Raw genomic sequence first — 18,030 nt, 5'->3', positions numbered from 1 at the left:
GACCACTTGAACATGGTCTCTTATTTGTTGTCTTGCTCATTATCTTGTTTATACATGACTGTTCCCACTGTTACAAGAAGGGTTATGAGAAATGGTGTGACTCGATAAGGTCTCCAGGCAGGGTCATAAGCCAAAAGGGTTGAAGCAAGATAAAAAACATTGCTTGAGTATAACAAAACTATATTTTCTTTTTTAAGGCCTTTTCCTATTAAGATGGTTGCAATGATAAAACTAATCAAGCTATAACGTAGAAAAAGGATTACAATCATTCCCCAAGGATTTGACAGTCCTAAGAGCAAAAATAAGGCAAGATAAACGATAGCTAAATAAAAGGCGACTGCAAGGAGAATAGAAGCAAGCCTGTTGTCTGGAGAGTTCTTCTTAATGAGCTCTTGATTATTGACCTCTTGACCATTCTGACCCTTATCTTGGCTTGTGTTGAAGTTTGTATGTTGTACTGACATCTTTCTCACCTACCCCTCTATTTGTTTCTAAATAGTTTAACTCTTTTCACCTTTATTATACTCCTTTTTCCTTGTTTTCAGCAGGGTAGATAGGCATTTGAACTATTTGTTATGATGATTTGTCGCTCTACAATCTAGTTTCTGTTCCCTTCGTTTTTGATGGAAAAGAGTATTTTTAATTAGCACTAGAGTAACCAAACTTGCCCCTCTGACACCTCAGTAAGTAATGAATGGCTTAGATAGTTAGAATTTAGATTTTGTATGAGAAGATAGTCTAAAAAAGACCCTATTTTAACAGACCTAATGGTTTGGTAAGGATAGTATTTTTTGTCGCTTTGAGAGAAGTGCCTTAAGGATTTTGTGAATTTTCATTAGATTTCCTTGTAATCCCATTAAAAGGAGGTCTTATCAATAATCATTCTAAATAGCCATAGAGTGTCAGTTATCTGTTTCTCAACGAACTAAAATGAGCATGTTTATAATTATAAACACTCATTTAAAACTAATGTTATTAAAGCAATAAAAGGACTTTTCTAAAAATTATGAAAATTTATCGAATCTTATTGAAAAAAAGCTTTCAATGATTTAGAATGAAGCTATAAATGGGAAAAAGGAGTCTTTTTATTATGGACAAAAAAGTACATTATAAAATGCACAAAGTTAAGAAACAATGGGTAACCATCGCAGTTACAGGGATGTCGCTCGGTGCAGTCTCAGCGGTTTCTTTAGGAACTAACGACGGTGTCGTTCAGGCCGACGAACACACGGATGCTACTGTAGCCATCCCCGATATTACTGTTGATACGGGTACTGTATCTAACGATACAACGGCTGCTCAGGATCCAACTACAGCAGTTGCAGCGACAAACGATGTCGCAACTGATCAAGCCGCTCCAACAGCAACTTTCGATTTGACAACTGATACAACAAATACAGTTGCAGCGAATGCTGTTGATACGGCAGCGACAGTCGGTACTGATCGTGCGGCAACTACAACAGATACAACAGCAACCAATGATACAGCTGTTGATACGACAAATAACAACACTACAACTGACACAACAACAGTTACTGATCGCGCAGCGACACGTGAACGTCGTGCGACTGGTGCTCGACGTGGTCCTACAGGAGGCCGTCGTGCTACCCCAGTTAACGGCAATACAAATAATACCAACAATACTGTCACAGTAGTAAACAACGACCTTCCAGCAACTAACAATGTCGTAACTGATGGTCCAAGTCACATCAAAACAATTGATGGAAAACAATACTACGTTGAAGATGACGGCACTATTCGTAAGAACTATGTCCTTGAACGTAACGGCGGTAGCCAATACTTCAACGCTGAAACTGGTGAATTGTCTAACCAAAAAGAATACCGCTTCGACAAGAACGGTGGAACAGGTTCATCAGCTGATAGCACAAACACAAACGTTACTGTAAATGGTGACAAGAATGCCTTTTATGGTACAACTGATAAAGATATCGAACTTGTTGATGGTTACTTCACTGCCAACACATGGTACCGTCCAAAAGAAATCTTGAAAGATGGTAAAGAGTGGACTGCTTCAACTGAAAATGACAAACGTCCATTGCTTACAGTTTGGTGGCCAAGCAAGGCTATCCAAGCGAGCTACCTCAACTACATGAAGGAGCAAGGTCTCGGTACCAATCAGACCTATACGTCATTCAGCTCACAAACTCAGATGGACCAAGCAGCGCTTGAAGTTCAAAAGCGTATTGAAGAACGTATTGCGCGTGAAGGTAACACTGACTGGTTGCGTACAACTATCAAAAATTTCGTGAAGACCCAACCAGGTTGGAATTCAACTTCTGAAAATCTTGATAATAGTGACCACTTGCAAGGTGGTGCCCTTCTCTATAACAACGATAGTCGTACAAGTCATGCTAATTCTGATTATCGTCTCTTGAACCGCACACCAACTAGCCAAACAGGTAAACACAATCCTAAGTATACTAAGGATACAAGTAACGGTGGTTTCGAGTTCTTGTTGGCAAATGATATCGATAACTCAAATCCAGCGGTTCAAGCTGAGCAGTTGAACTGGCTCCACTACATCATGAACATCGGTACTATTACTGGTGGTTCTGAAGATGAAAACTTCGATGGTGTTCGTGTCGATGCCGTGGATAATGTCAATGCTGACCTTCTCCAAATTGCTTCAGATTACTTCAAAGCTAAGTATGGTTCTGATCAAAGCCAAGAACAAGCTATTAAGCACTTGTCTATCTTGGAAGCATGGTCTCACAACGATGCCTACTACAATGAAGATACCAAAGGTGCTCAGTTGCCAATGGATGACCCTATGCACTTGGCATTGGTATATTCACTCTTGCGTCCAATTGGTAACCGTTCAGGAGTTGAACCACTCATTTCAAATAGTTTAAATGACCGTTCTGAAAGTGGTAAAAACTCTAAACGTATGGCTAACTACTCATTTGTTCGTGCCCACGATTCAGAGGTACAATCAATCATTGGTCAAATCATCAAAAATGAAATCAACCCTCAATCAACAGGGAATACCTTCACGCTTGATGAAATGAAGAAAGCCTTTGAAATCTACAACAGAGACATGCGTAGTGCTAACAAGCAATACACACAATATAACATCCCATCAGCATATGCCTTGATGCTTACACATAAGGACACTGTGCCACGTGTTTACTATGGAGACATGTACACAGATGATGGTCAATATATGGCTAAAAAATCACCATATTATGATGCTATTGAAACCCTCTTGAAAGGCCGTATCCGCTATGCAGCTGGCGGTCAAGATATGAAGGTTAACTACATCGGTTATGGTAATACTAATGGTTGGGATGCTGCAGGTGTCTTGACTTCTGTACGTTACGGTACAGGGGCTAACAGTGCTTCAGATACTGGTACAGCAGAAACACGTAACCAAGGTATGGCAGTTATCGTTTCAAACCAACCTGCCCTTCGTTTGACAAGCAACTTGACAATTAACATGGGTGCGGCTCACCGTAACCAAGCTTATCGTCCATTGCTTTTGACAACAAACGATGGTGTTGCTACTTACTTGAATGATAGCGATGCTAACGGCATTGTCAAATACACTGATGGTAATGGTAATTTGACATTTAATGCAAACGAAATCCGTGGTATCCGTAACCCTCAAGTTGATGGTTACCTTGCTGTTTGGGTGCCAGTAGGAGCTTCTGAAACTCAAGATGTGCGTGTAGCACCAAGTAAAGAGAAAAACAGCAGTGGTTTGGTCTACGAATCAAATGCTGCCCTTGATTCACAAGTTATCTACGAAGGTTTCTCTAACTTCCAAGACTTCGTTCAAAATCCATCACAATACACTAATAAGAAGATTGCTGAAAATGCTAGTCTCTTCAAATCATGGGGTATTACATCATTCGAACTTGCACCACAATACGTTTCAAGTGATGATGGTACTTTCCTTGACTCAGTCATCCAAAATGGTTATGCTTTTACAGACCGTTATGACATTGCCATGAGTAAGGACAACAAGTATGGTTCATTGGCTGACTTGAAGGCAGCTCTTAAAGCCCTCCATGCAGTGGGAATTTCAGCGATTGCTGACTGGGTTCCAGACCAAATCTACAACCTTCCAGGTGACGAAGTAGTTACTGCAACTCGTGTTAATAACTACGGTGAAACTAAAGATGGCGCAATCATCAACCACAGCCTCTATGCCGCTAAAACACGTACCTTTGGTAATGACTACCAAGGTAAATATGGTGGTGCCTTCCTTGATGAATTGAAACGTCTCTACCCACAAATCTTTGACCGTGTTCAAATCTCTAACGGTAAACGCATGACTACTGACGAGAAGATTACGAAGTGGTCTGCGAAGTACATGAATGGTACTAACATTCTTGACCGTGGTTCAGAGTACGTGCTTAAGAATGGTCTCAACGGTTACTACGGTACAAATGGTGGTAAGGTTAGCCTTCCAAAAGTTGTCGGAAGCAACCAATCTACTAACAACGACAACCAAAACGGTGATGGTAGTGGTAAGTTTGAAAAACGTCTCTTCTCTGTAAGATACCGTTATAACAATGGTCAATATGCTAAGAATGCCTTCATCAAAGATAATGACGGAAATGTCTACTACTTTGATAATACAGGCCGTATGGCAATCGGTGAAAAGACTATCGATGGTAAACAATACTTCTTCCTCGCTAATGGGGTGCAATTGCGTGATGGTTATCGTCAAAACCGCAGAGGTCAAGTATTCTACTATGATGAAAACGGTGTCTTGAATGCTAACGGCAAACAAGATCCAAAACCAGATAACAACAATAACAACAATACATCAGGTCGCAATCAATTTGTTCAAATTGGTAACAATGTTTGGGCTTACTATGATGGTAATGGTAGACGTGTAACAGGCCACCAAAACATTAATGGTCAAGAGCTCTTCTTCGATAACAATGGTGTCCAAGTTAAAGGGCGTACTGTTAAAGAGAATGGAACAATCCGTTACTATGATGCAAATTCAGGTGAAATGGCTCGCAACCGTTTTGCTGAAATTGAACCAGGTGTTTGGGCTTACTTCAATAATGATGGAGCAGCCGTAAAAGGTTCACAAAATATCAATGGTCAAAACCTCTACTTTGATCAAAATGGTCGTCAAGTGAAAGGTGCTTTGGCTAATGTTGATGGCAACCTTCGTTACTATGATGTAAACTCAGGTGAGCTTTACCGTAATCAATTCCATGAAATCGATGGTAGCTGGTATTACTTCGATGGTAATGGTAATGCTGTCAAAGGCATGGTTACTATCAATGGTCAAAACCTCCTCTTTGATAACAATGGTAAGCAAATCAAAGGTCATTTGGTTCGTGTGAACGGCGTTGTTCGTTACTATGATCCAAATTCAGGTGAGATGGCTGTTAACCGTTGGGTTGAAGTGAGTCCAGGATGGTGGGTTTACTTTGACGCTCAAGGCCGAGGTCAAATCTAATCGTTTCCAAACTGTATGAACCGAGACAGTAGTCTCGGTTTTTATGGCATGTTCGGATTTCGTTAAGGATTTAATGATGGCTGAACAAGTGATTTTAAAACCATCTTGAGTTAGTCATGATAGTCTGATAGTAATCATTACATCTGTAGTTCCATGAAAAAGTAATCATGCTAAAAAAGCTATTAGTTATTTATAACTTAATACGAGAAACTTGAGAAACTGGGGATTTTCATTAAATGGTTCCAATCTATTGACGAAGCGTCAAAGTCAATCTATACTAGGAGTAATACCAGTTATTTATTGGCATCCCTAGTCGAGGACTAGTCTCAGGCTTGGCCTGTGTCATTCCTAATAGGCCATTTCTTTAACAAATACAGTAAGGTTCTAGCCTTTCAAAGATGAGAAGTAGTTGTGATAGTTTATAGTCTATTTCTTATGAGAGTGTCTTTAGGGAGAGAAAACTCCATTAAAGAGTCATCATTTAAGTTATCGGGGTAATCTCATTTTGATGTCACTTTCATAAACTACTTGATAGATATTGCACATTAAAGCGCTATTTTTTTACTTAGGGGTTAAAATGATTAAAGTTCTTACACCTTACTTGTAAAAATTCGATTCTCGTATTATAGTATATATAAGAGATATCAAAAATTTTAATCTTTGATAAGAACTTGTTAGCTTCTCCGAGGGAAAATGAAATCTTAATAGAAAAGATTTCCATGAGAACTTAGCAAGTATAGGATTTTATTTCTCATAAAAAGAAGAAAGGGGGAGTATTTTTGAGAGCCTATAGGGAAGATGCGACTGAAGCAGCAGCAAGAACTGCCGAAGAGCATATTGCACATAAATCAGCGGACTCTGATTTAGTTGATACTATAGATCTTTCTAAATTATTGACTAACCCAAAAAGTCGCTCTGACCACAGTGCCCCCTCTCCATTAGATTTTGCTAGAGCTGACGAAGCCCTCTTTGATAATCATGCCCAATCGGAAACCGTGAGGATTCCATCTAAGCAAGAGATTATTTTTCAAGGAGCAGATTCGCAAACTCCAGACCCTGAAGTCATGGAAAATCATGTTTTTACGGGGACTAGAGATAGGAAGACTGGCTTAATCGAATGGGACAAGGACAGTTATACCTATCCTAAGATATCGGTACCAGTTGTCCAGGGCTATTTCGCTGACCAAAAAGAAGCGGGTTTTAACGTTGTCACACCCTATGTGCCAACGGTAACGGAACATGTGACCTATAGGAAATTGGGACGCATTATCCCTGTGACAGAAGATGGGGAATATATTCCAGGTGCTTTGACTAAGCAGTATAACAATAACAAAAAAGATCCACGAAAGGCGGGTGAGACAGCAACACCAGCTGTTCAAGATTATATGACAGATATTAAAAGTGTAGTACCGAACAAACCAGGAGGGGATACTCCGGTTGTGTATCGTAAAATTTTCAAGAAAGCCAGCATCACTTATATTGATGAAACTACTGGTGCTTACTTGGTTAGTGACCAGTTGACCGGGGAATTGGGTGAAGCGATTGAATACGGAACAGCAACACGTATCAAGACTTTCAAGGACATGGGGTATGACTTGATTCAGGACGAATTCCCTAAAGATGCCATTTTTGATGATAAGGATATTGATGATCAAGAGTGGTTTGTCCTCTTGCAACACGATGTTGCCAAGGTAGGGCCTGATCATGAACAAGTCCCAGATACTCCAATCAATCCTAATAATCCAGATGGACCTAAGTGGCCATCTAAGTATGCTTACGAGAAAGAAGTAAGCTTCACAGTCTTTTACAAGAGTACAGATGGCAATGCGGATTTGCCAGATGCCGATGTGCAAAAGGCTTATTGGGTCCGTACCCTTACCTTTGACAAGGTCACAGGTGAGCTTGTTGACGAGACAGAATGGTCACCAAACAAGACCAAGTATTATGACATCTATGCTCCAGTTGTTTTAGGCTATTTTGCGGATCGAGTAGAAGTTAAAGGTAGAGAGGTTACTGAAGATAACATCGAAGAAACCATTACCTACGTTCCACTTGGTAAGATTATTCCTATTGATGCGAATGGACGCTTGATTCCAAACGTTCCAACGCCAACCTTCAACAACGATGCCAATAACCCAACTAAGGTTAGTGAGACACTTGTTCCTCACATTCCGGGTTATCGTCCAATGCAACAAAGTGTCATGCCTGAGAGCTTGACAGACGATATTCTTGTTGAGTACGCTCCAATCCTTGAAGATGTAACGCAACCAACCTTGCAAACTGTCTTCTTCAAAGGAGCTGGCGAAGCAACACCGTCTGTTAATATCCAGTCTGACTTCACCTTCACTGGTAAGTACAATCAAGCAGAAGACACTTACACTTGGGATCAAGACAGCCATACCTTTGCTAAGGTTAATGTCCCAGTTATCGAAGGTTACTATGCGGACAAGGCAGTGGCTGGTATGCAGATTGTTACACCTGATAAACCAGAAGCCACAGACAGTGTTGTCTATAAAGAACTCGGTAAGATTATCCCTGTTGATACCTTTGGTAATCCAATCGCGGATGCAGAACCAATTCATTATGCTAATGATCCTCAAGATGCTACGCAAGTTATTGAAACACCAGCACCACAAGTTGCTGGCTACCAAGCTGAAAGTGAATTGGTATTGCCAATTGACCTCAGCCTGGACCAAACCTTGGTTTACGAACCAATCTTGGATGATATCACACAAGATACGAAACAAACGGTTACCTTCCAAGGTGCAGGCTACAAAGATCCAGTTATCAACATTCAAGATAGCTTCAGCTTCCACGGTAAATTTAACCAAGTGGAACAAACAAGCACTTGGGATCAAGACAGCTTCACTTACGATGTTGTAGAAGTTCCAGTTGTAGATGGCTTCTTTGCAGATAAACGTCAAGCTGGTGGACTTGAAGTTCGCCCAGACCTTCCAGAAGTGGAAGATACAGTAACTTACACAGAACTTGGTAAGATTATTCCAGTAGATGAGTATGGTACACCTATTGAAAATGCACCTACTCCAAGCTACAACAACGATCCTGAAGATCCAACCATGGCTATGGAAACAGTCGTTCCAGATGTTCTTGGTTACATTTCTGAAAAGGCCTTTATTACTCCAGAACACCCAGGTCAAGATACCAACGTGGTTTATGCTAAGGATGAGCAAAAAGCTATTATCCTTTACATGAATGAGCTTGATAAGTCAGAATTGACTCGTGATGTTGTCGTTGGAAGCTCAGGTGAGAAGATTGACTACTCTACTGATGAACAAATCGCAAACTTGCTCAAACAAGGTTATGAACTTGTCAACGATGGTTATGCAGAAGCCTTTGACCACACTTACAATGGTGACTCTGACTTTGACCAAGTCTTCGAAGTGGTTCTTCGTGAACGTTTGGTTCTTATCGACCCAGATATGCCAGCACCAGTTGCAGGTGAAGTCGTAGATCCAAATGATGTGAATAGCCCAGTTTGGCCAAATAGCGTAGAGATGCTTGAAAACCGTGCCGATGTGACACGTACCATCCAGTATGTCTTCGAAGAAGGTGGTTTGGCTAGCGATGACTACGTTGAAGTTCTTGATTTCAAACGTTTGGCTAATGTTAACCTTGTGACAGGCGCTATCAATTATGAAGCATGGTCAAGTACTCAAGCTGGCTTCTCAGCGGTTCCTTCACCAGAGGTTGTCGGATTTACACCAGACCGTATGGAAGTCGCTGAAATGACAGAGGTTTCTGTGGAAACTCCTGAAATCATGGAAGTGGTTACTTACCTCAAGGATGCTCAGAAAGCTACAGTTACTTATGTTGATGGTACAACTCGTAAGAAACTTGAAGTGGTCGACTTGCTTGGTAAATCAGGCGAAGTGATTGAATACTCAACAATCGAACGTATCAAGTACTATAGCGACCGTGGTTATACCCTCCTTGCTGATGGCTTCACAAACGGTGTAATCTTTGATGGCGATTCACATGTTGACCAAAACTTCATGGTTACCCTTCGTCATGGTACCGTTCAAGTAGGTCCAGATATCATCCAAGAAGCTGGTACACCAATCAACCCAGCAAATCCTGATGGTGCCAAATGGCCAGAACGCGAAAGCTACATCAAAGACGTAACCTTCACAGTTCTCTACACATCTAGCGATGGACAAGCAGAACTTCCTGCCAATAACATCCAAACTGCTCAATGGACACGTAGTTTGACTATTGACAAGGTTACAGGTGAAGAGCTTGGTTCAAGCTACTGGACTTCAAATAAAGGTCAGTTTGAAACAGTCATCACTCCTGAAGTAGAAGGCTATAGCGCTGATAAGGATAAGGTTGAAGGTAAGACAGTAGGTCAACGTAACCTTGAGGAAACCGTTGTTTATATCCCATTAACAGGCGATATTAATGGTAAACCTAAGGAAGACAAGGCAGACGATATCGTTGTTGAAGAAATCCAAGACCTAGAAGTTCTCGACCAAGTCGAAGAGCAAGTCGAAGCTCATGATGGACCAGTTACTTATGGACCAGGCGATGACTTTGAAGCACCTGTTTCAAGTCAAGCTGAGGGTAAAGGCTCTAAACACAAGATGCCAATTAATCTCTCAAATGAGGAAGAAGCAAGCAAAGGTAAGATTGAAGAAACCATCAATATCGCAGGCTTCACCGTATCGGTAACAGGTCTAGGACTTGGCCGCAACGGACGTAAAAAGAAAAATAAAAAAGATCACAAAGATCAAAAGGACAAATAATATAAAGCCCTGAATGACTCAGGCATGCCCAGACAGAAAGAAAATCTCAAGTTGCTTAGTGCACTTGGGATTTTTTTGTGGATTACCTAACTGAGGTCTGTGGAAACTAAGTATTATAAACGTAAAAGAAGGCGTCAAAACATAAACAGACATTGATTAAATTGATGATAAAAACTATAATCTAGTTACAAGAGCTATGCACATAAATGCTCATTCCATTATTGTTAATGACTGGTTTTTCAACTTGTCGCTTATTTTAAAAAAGAGGTACTATGTCTATTTCGTTTACTTATTGTGGCGTTGCATGTGGCGTCATTTCCATTGATAATCAATTTCATATTGGAATTGATCCTGACTTATCTCCTAAGGGAACTTTAGTTCAGTTTAAAGGATTTATCTCCGAGAAACAAACTCATGTTTATAAGGATGAATCTCTTCTTAGCAAAGTTGATGTATGGTTAATTACTCATGGGCATCAAGATCATTTGGATGATGTATGGAAAGATTATCTGAAAGAGAAGACGGTCATTTCTCCTAATAGGAAAATTTTAGATGGGGTGCCATGTTTAAATAATAGTGTTTTAAGATGGGGAGAAGAACAAGCATTTCCAGTCGCTGACTATTGTATCACCATAAAAGCCTTACCGGCTTATCATGCCAGTAATTACATCATGCGAAAGATAGTTGGTAAGGTAAATGGCTATCAACTAACAATCACCAGTTCGTCAGAAACTAAAGTCATTTATTTTACCGGTGATACTGTTTTGTACCCAGACTTAACCCAAAATGTCTCTAAAAATATAGATGCTATTTTTGCTAATTTAGGTGCTGTAAAATCAGGTTCATTTGGTGGCCCATTTACCATGGACTTAAAAATGTTAAACCGAATGAATGATCTCCTTCAACCTAAAAGAATTTATCCCATTCATATTGATGATTATAGTCATTACAAGACAACTAAAAAAGAAGTTGAATCAGCAGGTTATAGGGTTTTAGCTGTTGGTGAGACCATCGATATATAATTAAGTAGAATAAAGACTTTACATACTTTTGTATGGGAGTCTCACTTGTGGTAACATCACTTCTATATTACAATATAGGAGAAGAAGCAAAAAAGGAGTATGCCATGCCAACTGAATATGAAAAGATGATAGCAGGTGACTTTTATAAACCTAACGATCCTGAGTTACGTGCCCTAGCGGCCAGCTCAAGAGAAAAACAATGGGCCTTCAATGCTGAGCCTGACCGTCTCAAGAGGGCAGAGATTGTCAAATCTTGGTTTGGTTCGACTGGTGAAAATGTTGCCATGAATCCTCAGTTCGTTACGGATTACGGTGTTAATATCCATATCGGTGAAAATTTTTACTCTAACTGGAATTTGACCATGCTGGATGTCTGTCCTATCACGATTGGTGACAATGCCATGATTGGCCCTAATTGTCAGTTTTTGACGCCCTTGCATCCGCTTGATCCAACCGAGCGTAATTCAGGCATTGAATATGGTGCTCCAATTATGATCGGTGATAATTTCTGGGCCGGTGGAGGCGTGACCATCCTTCCAGGAGTGACCTTAGGGGATAATGTAGTTGCTGGAGCAGGAGCCGTAGTGACTAAGTCCTTCGGTGACAATGTTGTTCTAGGTGGGAATCCGGCGCGTGTGATTAAGGAAATTCCTGTAAAGAAAGACTAAATATAGCAACTCAAGGATTCTAGGTCCTTGAGTTTTCTATTTTTTGAAAGAATCTATTGACTTGAGCTAATAACTCTTCTATACTGTTAATCGCTAGTTAGCTAACAATATAGTTAAGGAGTCATTCTTTTGGACCATTTTGGACGCTTGTTGAAACAAGCCAATAACAATATGATGCGTCATTTTGACCAGTTTGCTAGGCAATATGATTTGACTGGAAATCAGATGGCTGTCATTGATTTTATAACCAATCATGCGGATCAAGAAGTCTTTCAACGTGACATTGAGCACGAATTTGAAATTCAGCGTTCGACAACGACAGTGCTCTTACAGCGAATGGAGAAGAAAGGCCTGATTGAACGCCACACATCTTCAAAAGATGCTAGGCAAAAGGCGGTCGTTTTAACGGATAAAGCCCTTAATATCGCTTCTGCCTGTCAATCTTATCTTCGAAAAGAGGAAGAAGAGTTTGCCCAGCAATTTTCAGCTAAAGAGAGGGAAGTCTTTCTCAAAATCTTACAACACTACCGTAATATTTAAGTTTATCTAGGAGGAACAAATACTTATGTCAGACGAAAAAATCTCCACCAAGGTCCTGTGTGCCATCTTTGCGACAGGAATCCTTTCATTTTGTGGAGTAGCTGGTGAAACAGCTATGAACATCACCTTTCCCGTATTGATGAAGGCATTTTCAGTCAATACGTCAACCGTACAATGGGTTACAACAATTTATCTCCTAGTGGTCGCTTGCGTGGTTCCCTTATCTGCCTATCTCAAGCGCTCGTTTAGGATGAAAACCATCTTTCTGGTCGCAAATCTCTTGTCTATTTTAGGTGTCCTCATCGACTTTATAGCGCCTAGTTTCGGTTTTGTTGTTTTGGGACGATTGGTTCAAGGGATGGGTGTTGGTTTTGCCCTACCTCTCATGTTTAACATCATTTTGGAGCAGGTGCCAAGTCGTAAGATTGGTCTCATGATGGGAGTTGGGACACTTATTACAGCCGTTGCTCCAGCCATTGGACCGACTGTTGGTGGTCTCTTGACAGCACACTTTGGTTGGCGTTCTATTTTCCTCGTCCAGTTTCCTATTCTCTTGGCTTCACTGATAGCAGGGATTCGCTCAATTGAGCAAAAGAGTGAGGTGCAACGTGAATCTTTAGATATCCTCAGTCTACTGGCTACTATCTTTCTTTTCTTGGGCTTGATTTTAGGCCTTCATGGGGTTGTTGACCATGCTTTCTTTAGTTTCTCAGTTCTTGGTTGGCTTTTGATTGGTATCTTAGGTCTTGTCGTTTTGATTTGGCGTTCAACAACATTGGACAACCCTATTATCAACCTCTCCATTTTGAAAAATCGTAAACTGACAGGTCATATCATCGCTTTCTTCTCTTTCCAATTGGGGTCCCTTGCGATGAGTTTTCTCTTGCCAAACTATGTGCAATTGGTTAACCACTCGAATACAACTTCTGCAGCTTTAATGTTGCTTCCAGGTGCTATTATTGGTGCAGGATTCGCCCCGTTCTCAGGTATCATTTTGGATAAGATGGGAGCACGTAAACCGATTTTGATTGGAGCAACCCTGATTGTACTCGCTCAGTTGTTATTTAGCTTATTTGGTCTCTCTCTTTCCAATACGTTGATCCTCGTCTTTTACATGATTTTCATGACGGGGCTTGGCGTTTCCTTTGGTAATGTCATGACCAATGGACAGAAACAACTGTCGCTAGATCAACGTGCTGATGCCAATGCCATCTTTAACACGCTCCAACAATTTGCAGGAGCAGTGGGAACAACGTTAGCCTCTCTAATTGTTGCTATGAGTCAAGCTAATCACAAGATTGACTTTGCACAAGCAACGGCTCAAGGTAGTCGAAATGGCTTTATGGTCTTATTTGCTCTAGCCATTTTCCAACTCCTTGTCTTAGTTAGCGTTGTCAAAAAGAACGATTAATAAGGTGTTTGAAGCAAAGGAAACATGCTTTCCCTTGCTTTTTCTTTCCTTAAATGAAATACTAATCTTACTGCAAATTTTAGTGTTGCTTTAAGGTTTATGACTTATAATAACCTTAAAGAATTAACCAGTCTTCGATGAAGATACTAGAAGGAAGGGAAGGCCCATGTCTTTACTTAAGAAAATTCATCCTGACCAGCCGCTCAAGGAACTGAGATGGTTTGATATCGGTATTGTTACGCTGATTATGTTTGGTCAGTTTATTGTTCGTTCGACACAAATGTATTTGGCCAGTTTGTCTCCAAGCCTTTCTACCGCAATCAGTGAGACATCAACAATTACAGCCAGTGAAGGAGCAGCTTACTCTAGCAATTTCACCTTGCAGATTATCCTCCTAGCCTTAGCGATTATTTATCTCTGGATACGTCATTTTGACTTTAAACAACTGCCAATCCGTCTAAAGTGGTCTGTTCTCTTTTGGGTACCCTTTATTTTCGCTATCATGGGCTTATTTGCTGATATGGTAAGTACTTTGTCAGGACAATATAATTATTTTAGTCCTCAAGTTCTAGGCTTTATTAGCCCTATGGCTGTGATTGATAAGTTTATGGCTTTGTCACCTATGGCAATTGCTTATGGCTTGCTCAACGGTTTCTACGAGGAATTTTTCTTCCTAGGACTCTTGACCTCGGTTAAGGACAAGTATAAGTGGTTGGTCTTGCTCTTCTCAACCATTGTCCGTGTGTCCTTCCATACCTATCAGGGCATGCTATGGGCTCTGGTTATCGGTGTGGCCTTTGGTCTCCTCTATTATTTCCTTTATAAATACAAGGTTAAAAATTTGCTTCCATTTTTCCTCGTTCATGCCTTAGCAGATATGTTTGGCTCAAGCTTAATTTATCTCTTGGTAAACTGGAATTATTAGTCAAACAACTCCCCTCGTACTTAAACGAAGGGAGTTGTTTTTTATGGTTAGATAATATCTAAATTAACATAATACTATCTCTTTTAGCTAAATAGTTCTTTTAAGAAGTTGAGAACTTTAGGATGAAGATTATTTTCCTTGAGGGTGATAAGAGAAACATAAAGGGTCAAACGTTCATTCTTAACCATTGGAATAGCAATTAAATCTTTGTCTTCCTTTGTTATAGCTATCTCAGAAAGAAGGCTGATACCAACTTTTTTACGAAGGAGTTGTTTAAGCAAATTAACATCATCAGTTTGAAAAAATGGTGTTGCGGCATGATGATGCTGATCATTAAGATGTTGAAATGCTTTTAGATGAACAAAATGTTCGTCTAAAATAATAAAATCTTCATTTATAACGTCTGAGAAAGCGATAGTTTCTTTATCTGCTAATGGGTGTCCTGATGGCAGAATGTAATAAAGATCACTTGTCATAAGGTTTCTAACTGAAAATCGTTTATCAAGAATAGGTTCTAAGCTTCCAATAAAACTGGCATCTAGTTCTCCGCTAGATAAGAGATTTAGAAGTTCAATAGAGCCCTCTTGTATAGGGTGAATATTTCGAAGTGCTGATACATTTTCAATAAAAGCAGGCTCTAAACGAACAATGTAGTCAATAATAAGAGGTGGAAATCCGATTGTATCATAGGAAGAAATGCTTCGTAGTATTTCCTTTTTGGCACCTTGAAGTTCTGGAAGTACTTTTTTTACATGTCTCAATAAAATCTCACCTTGTGGTGTTAATTTAAAGGTTCTGTGAGAAGGGTCATGCATAATTAGTTGACAATGAAACTCTTTTTCTAAACGTTTAATCGCATAAGAAATGGAGGGTTGACTCACCTCATGTTTTCGAGCTACATCAGTGAAAGATTGTAAGTTACTTAGGTCATAAAAGTAGTATAAGTCTTTAAGATTCATAAAGTCTCACTTTCAAAAGTATGTAAAAAGGATTTATATAGTCAAAGCTAGCTGGAGTAATAAGTAAATTTTATCCGTGATAACGTGTTTGACTATAAGTTTTTTAATGAGTTAAAATACGATGATGAGTCAGGAGGCAACTACAGGCTATCTAAAATATCTTCAAAGATGGCTAAGAGTTTCTCCCTCTTTGTAGCAGGAAGTTGTTTGAGCTTCATGTTAACTCTTTTCAGTGAGAGGTTATCGGTTTTGTCAGTGGTAGCCTCGAGGCTGTTAAAATTGAAAAATTCCTCTGGCGTCAAGTTTAAGGCAACAATCACTTTTTCTAGACTGTGAATGGTCAGATTCACATTTTGGTTTTCTAGTTGATTGATATACTTGAGTCCGAGTCCTGCCTGTTCCGAAAGTTCCTCTTGGCTCATTTTATTTTGTGTGCGAAAATATTTCACCTTTTGTGAAATATATTTTTGTAAATAATTTTTAGTTGTCATATAAACAGAATACAAGTTTTAAATGACAAAAATAACTTTTTAAACAATACGAAGTACGATATAAGAATATTATTGTCCATTATAGCATAAAAGAAATTAATGGACATTAAATGATACACTGTTCTTTTAATTGTACATAAATGGTAGTATAATATAGAAAAAGGAGGTCGCATTATGACTGCACATGATATTTTAAACAACCCTTTCCTTAACAAAGGAACTGCCTTTACTTTGGAAGAACGTCAGGAGTTAGGTTTGGTTGGACTCTTGCCACCTTACGTTCAAACCATTGAAGAACAAGCAGCTCAAACCTATGCGCAAATGCAAACAAAGGTTAACGATTTGGAAAAACGTTTGTTCCTAATGGAAATTTTTAATACAAATCGTACTCTTTTTTACTACCTATTTGCTCAACATTTGGAAGAATTTAATCCCATTGTCTATGACCCAACAATCGCTGATACCATTGAGGGTTATAGCGACCTCTTTGTAGATCCACAATATGCCGCATATCTTGATATTAATCATCCTGAAAATATCGAAGCAACTTTGAAAAATGCAGCAGGGGACCGTGAAATTCGTCTCATTGTTGTGACAGATGCAGAAGGTATTCTTGGTATTGGAGACTGGGGAACAAATGGCGTCGATATTTCTGTTGGGAAACTGATGGTCTATACTGGAGCTGCAGGAATCGATCCTTCAACGGTGCTTCCTTTGGTCATTGATGCAGGTACCAACCGTGAAGAACTTCGTAACAATCCTAATTACTTGGGAAATCGTCACGAACGTGTGCGCGGAGAGCGTTATTATGATTTTATCGATCAATTTGTTCAAACAGCAGAACGCCTTTTCCCTAAACTCTACCTTCACTGGGAAGATTTCGGTCGCTTAAACGCTGCCAACATCCTTGAAAAATACCGTAAACAAATCCCAACCTTTAACGATGATATCCAAGGAACTGGTATTGTAACCCTTGGTGGGATCTTTGGGGCATTGGATATTACAGGTGAAAAATTAACGGATCAAGTTTATCTCTGCTATGGTGGTGGGACTGCTGGTGCAGGGATTGCCTCTCGTGTTCTTCGTGAAATGGTCAGTGAAGGCCTCTCTGAAGAAGAAGCCTATAAACGCTTCTTTATGGTCGATAAACAAGGTCTCCTCTTTGACGACATGGATGACTTGACTCCGCAACAAAAACCATTTGCTAAGAAACGTTCTGATTTTGCCAATGCAGATAAGTTGACGGACCTTCTTGAAGTAGTGAAGACGGTTAAGCCAACTATTCTTGTGGGAACTTCAACTCAGCCAAATACTTTCACAAAAGAAATTGTAGAAGCTATGTGTGAAAACACAGAACGTCCTATCATTTTCCCATTGTCAAACCCAACCAAACTAGCTGAGGCAAGTGCCAAAGATTTGATCGAATGGTCAGACGGAAAAGCATTTGTTGCGACAGGAATTCCAGCTGGTACAGTTTCCTATAAAGGTGTGGACTACGTGATTGGTCAAGCGAATAATGCCCTGATTTACCCAGGTCTTGGACTTGGTATGCTGGCTTCTGAAGCGAGTCTTTTGACAGATGAAATGATTGGAGCTGCCGCACATTCATTGAGTGGTATTGTCAATCCAGGCGAACCAGGAGCACCAGTCTTACCTCCATTCAAGTATGTAGCTGATGTTTCTATCAAAGTAGCAGAAGCAGTCGCTAAAAAAGCGCAAGAACAAGGTCTTGCACGTGCTGAAGAAACAGATATGGCTAAAGCAGTCCGTGATTTGAAATGGTATCCAGAATATAAATAAGTAAA

Annotated in this window: 11 protein-coding genes; 8 read left to right on the top strand and 3 right to left on the bottom strand. The window is 39.9% G+C overall.

All coding sequences use genetic code 11. From position 1 onward, the window contains the following. Window positions 1-20: 20 nt before the first annotated feature. Window positions 21-464 (bottom strand): hypothetical protein, encoded by a 444-nt coding sequence (locus A6J31_RS06075; RefSeq protein WP_080610706.1) that lies wholly within the window; start codon window positions 462-464, stop codon window positions 21-23. A 626-nt stretch (window positions 465-1,090) separates the two neighbouring features. Between A6J31_RS06075 and A6J31_RS06070 the strand changes: the two genes are divergently transcribed. The 7 genes from A6J31_RS06070 (at window position 1,091) to A6J31_RS06040 (ending at window position 14,775) form a co-directional block, all read left to right on the top strand. Then, entirely contained in the window at window positions 1,091-5,446 is a 4,356-nt protein-coding gene (locus tag A6J31_RS06070; RefSeq protein WP_080610705.1) for a glycoside hydrolase family 70 protein, read from the top strand. 779 nt (window positions 5,447-6,225) lie between these two features. Beyond that, entirely contained in the window at window positions 6,226-10,209 is a 3,984-nt protein-coding gene (locus tag A6J31_RS06065) for a mucin-binding protein (protein ID WP_080610704.1), read from the top strand. A gap of 272 nt (window positions 10,210-10,481) precedes the next feature. Continuing rightward, entirely contained in the window at window positions 10,482-11,231 is a 750-nt protein-coding gene (locus A6J31_RS06060; RefSeq protein WP_080610703.1) for an MBL fold metallo-hydrolase, read from the top strand. Window positions 11,232-11,335: 104 nt separating this feature from the next. After that, the gene (locus A6J31_RS06055) at window positions 11,336-11,899 is read left to right on the top strand and encodes a sugar O-acetyltransferase (protein ID WP_080610702.1); all 564 of its coding nucleotides are present in this window, start codon (window positions 11,336-11,338) and stop codon (window positions 11,897-11,899) included. A 129-nt stretch (window positions 11,900-12,028) separates the two neighbouring features. Further along, the gene (locus A6J31_RS06050; RefSeq protein WP_014634770.1) at window positions 12,029-12,439 is read left to right on the top strand and encodes a MarR family winged helix-turn-helix transcriptional regulator; all 411 of its coding nucleotides are present in this window, start codon (window positions 12,029-12,031) and stop codon (window positions 12,437-12,439) included. Window positions 12,440-12,464: 25 nt separating this feature from the next. Beyond that, entirely contained in the window at window positions 12,465-13,850 is a 1,386-nt protein-coding gene (locus tag A6J31_RS06045; protein WP_080610701.1) for an MFS transporter, read from the top strand. 166 nt (window positions 13,851-14,016) lie between these two features. Beyond that, window positions 14,017-14,775: a CPBP family intramembrane glutamic endopeptidase gene (locus tag A6J31_RS06040; RefSeq protein WP_080610700.1), complete on the top strand. Its 759-nt coding sequence runs from the start codon at window positions 14,017-14,019 to the stop codon at window positions 14,773-14,775. 83 nt (window positions 14,776-14,858) lie between these two features. Here the strand turns inward: A6J31_RS06040 and A6J31_RS06035 are convergent, their stop codons facing one another. Further along, window positions 14,859-15,734 (bottom strand): LysR family transcriptional regulator, encoded by an 876-nt coding sequence (locus tag A6J31_RS06035; protein WP_080610699.1) that lies wholly within the window; start codon window positions 15,732-15,734, stop codon window positions 14,859-14,861. 140 nt (window positions 15,735-15,874) lie between these two features. Continuing rightward, complete coding sequence (locus tag A6J31_RS06030; protein WP_073687984.1) at window positions 15,875-16,225, bottom strand: helix-turn-helix domain-containing protein; 351 nt, start codon at window positions 16,223-16,225, stop codon at window positions 15,875-15,877. A gap of 174 nt (window positions 16,226-16,399) precedes the next feature. On the opposite strand from A6J31_RS06030, the gene A6J31_RS06025 reads away from it, so the two are divergent. Then, window positions 16,400-18,025 carry a malolactic enzyme gene (locus A6J31_RS06025; RefSeq protein ID WP_080610698.1) on the top strand — a complete coding sequence of 542 codons (1,626 nt, stop codon included), beginning with the start codon at window positions 16,400-16,402 and terminating at the stop codon, window positions 18,023-18,025. Window positions 18,026-18,030 lie beyond the last annotated feature (5 nt).

The organism is Streptococcus sp. FDAARGOS_192 (genome assembly GCF_002073815.2).
GTDB lineage: Bacteria > Bacillota > Bacilli > Lactobacillales > Streptococcaceae > Streptococcus > Streptococcus salivarius_H.
This window is presented reverse-complemented; position numbering and strand designations above follow the sequence as displayed.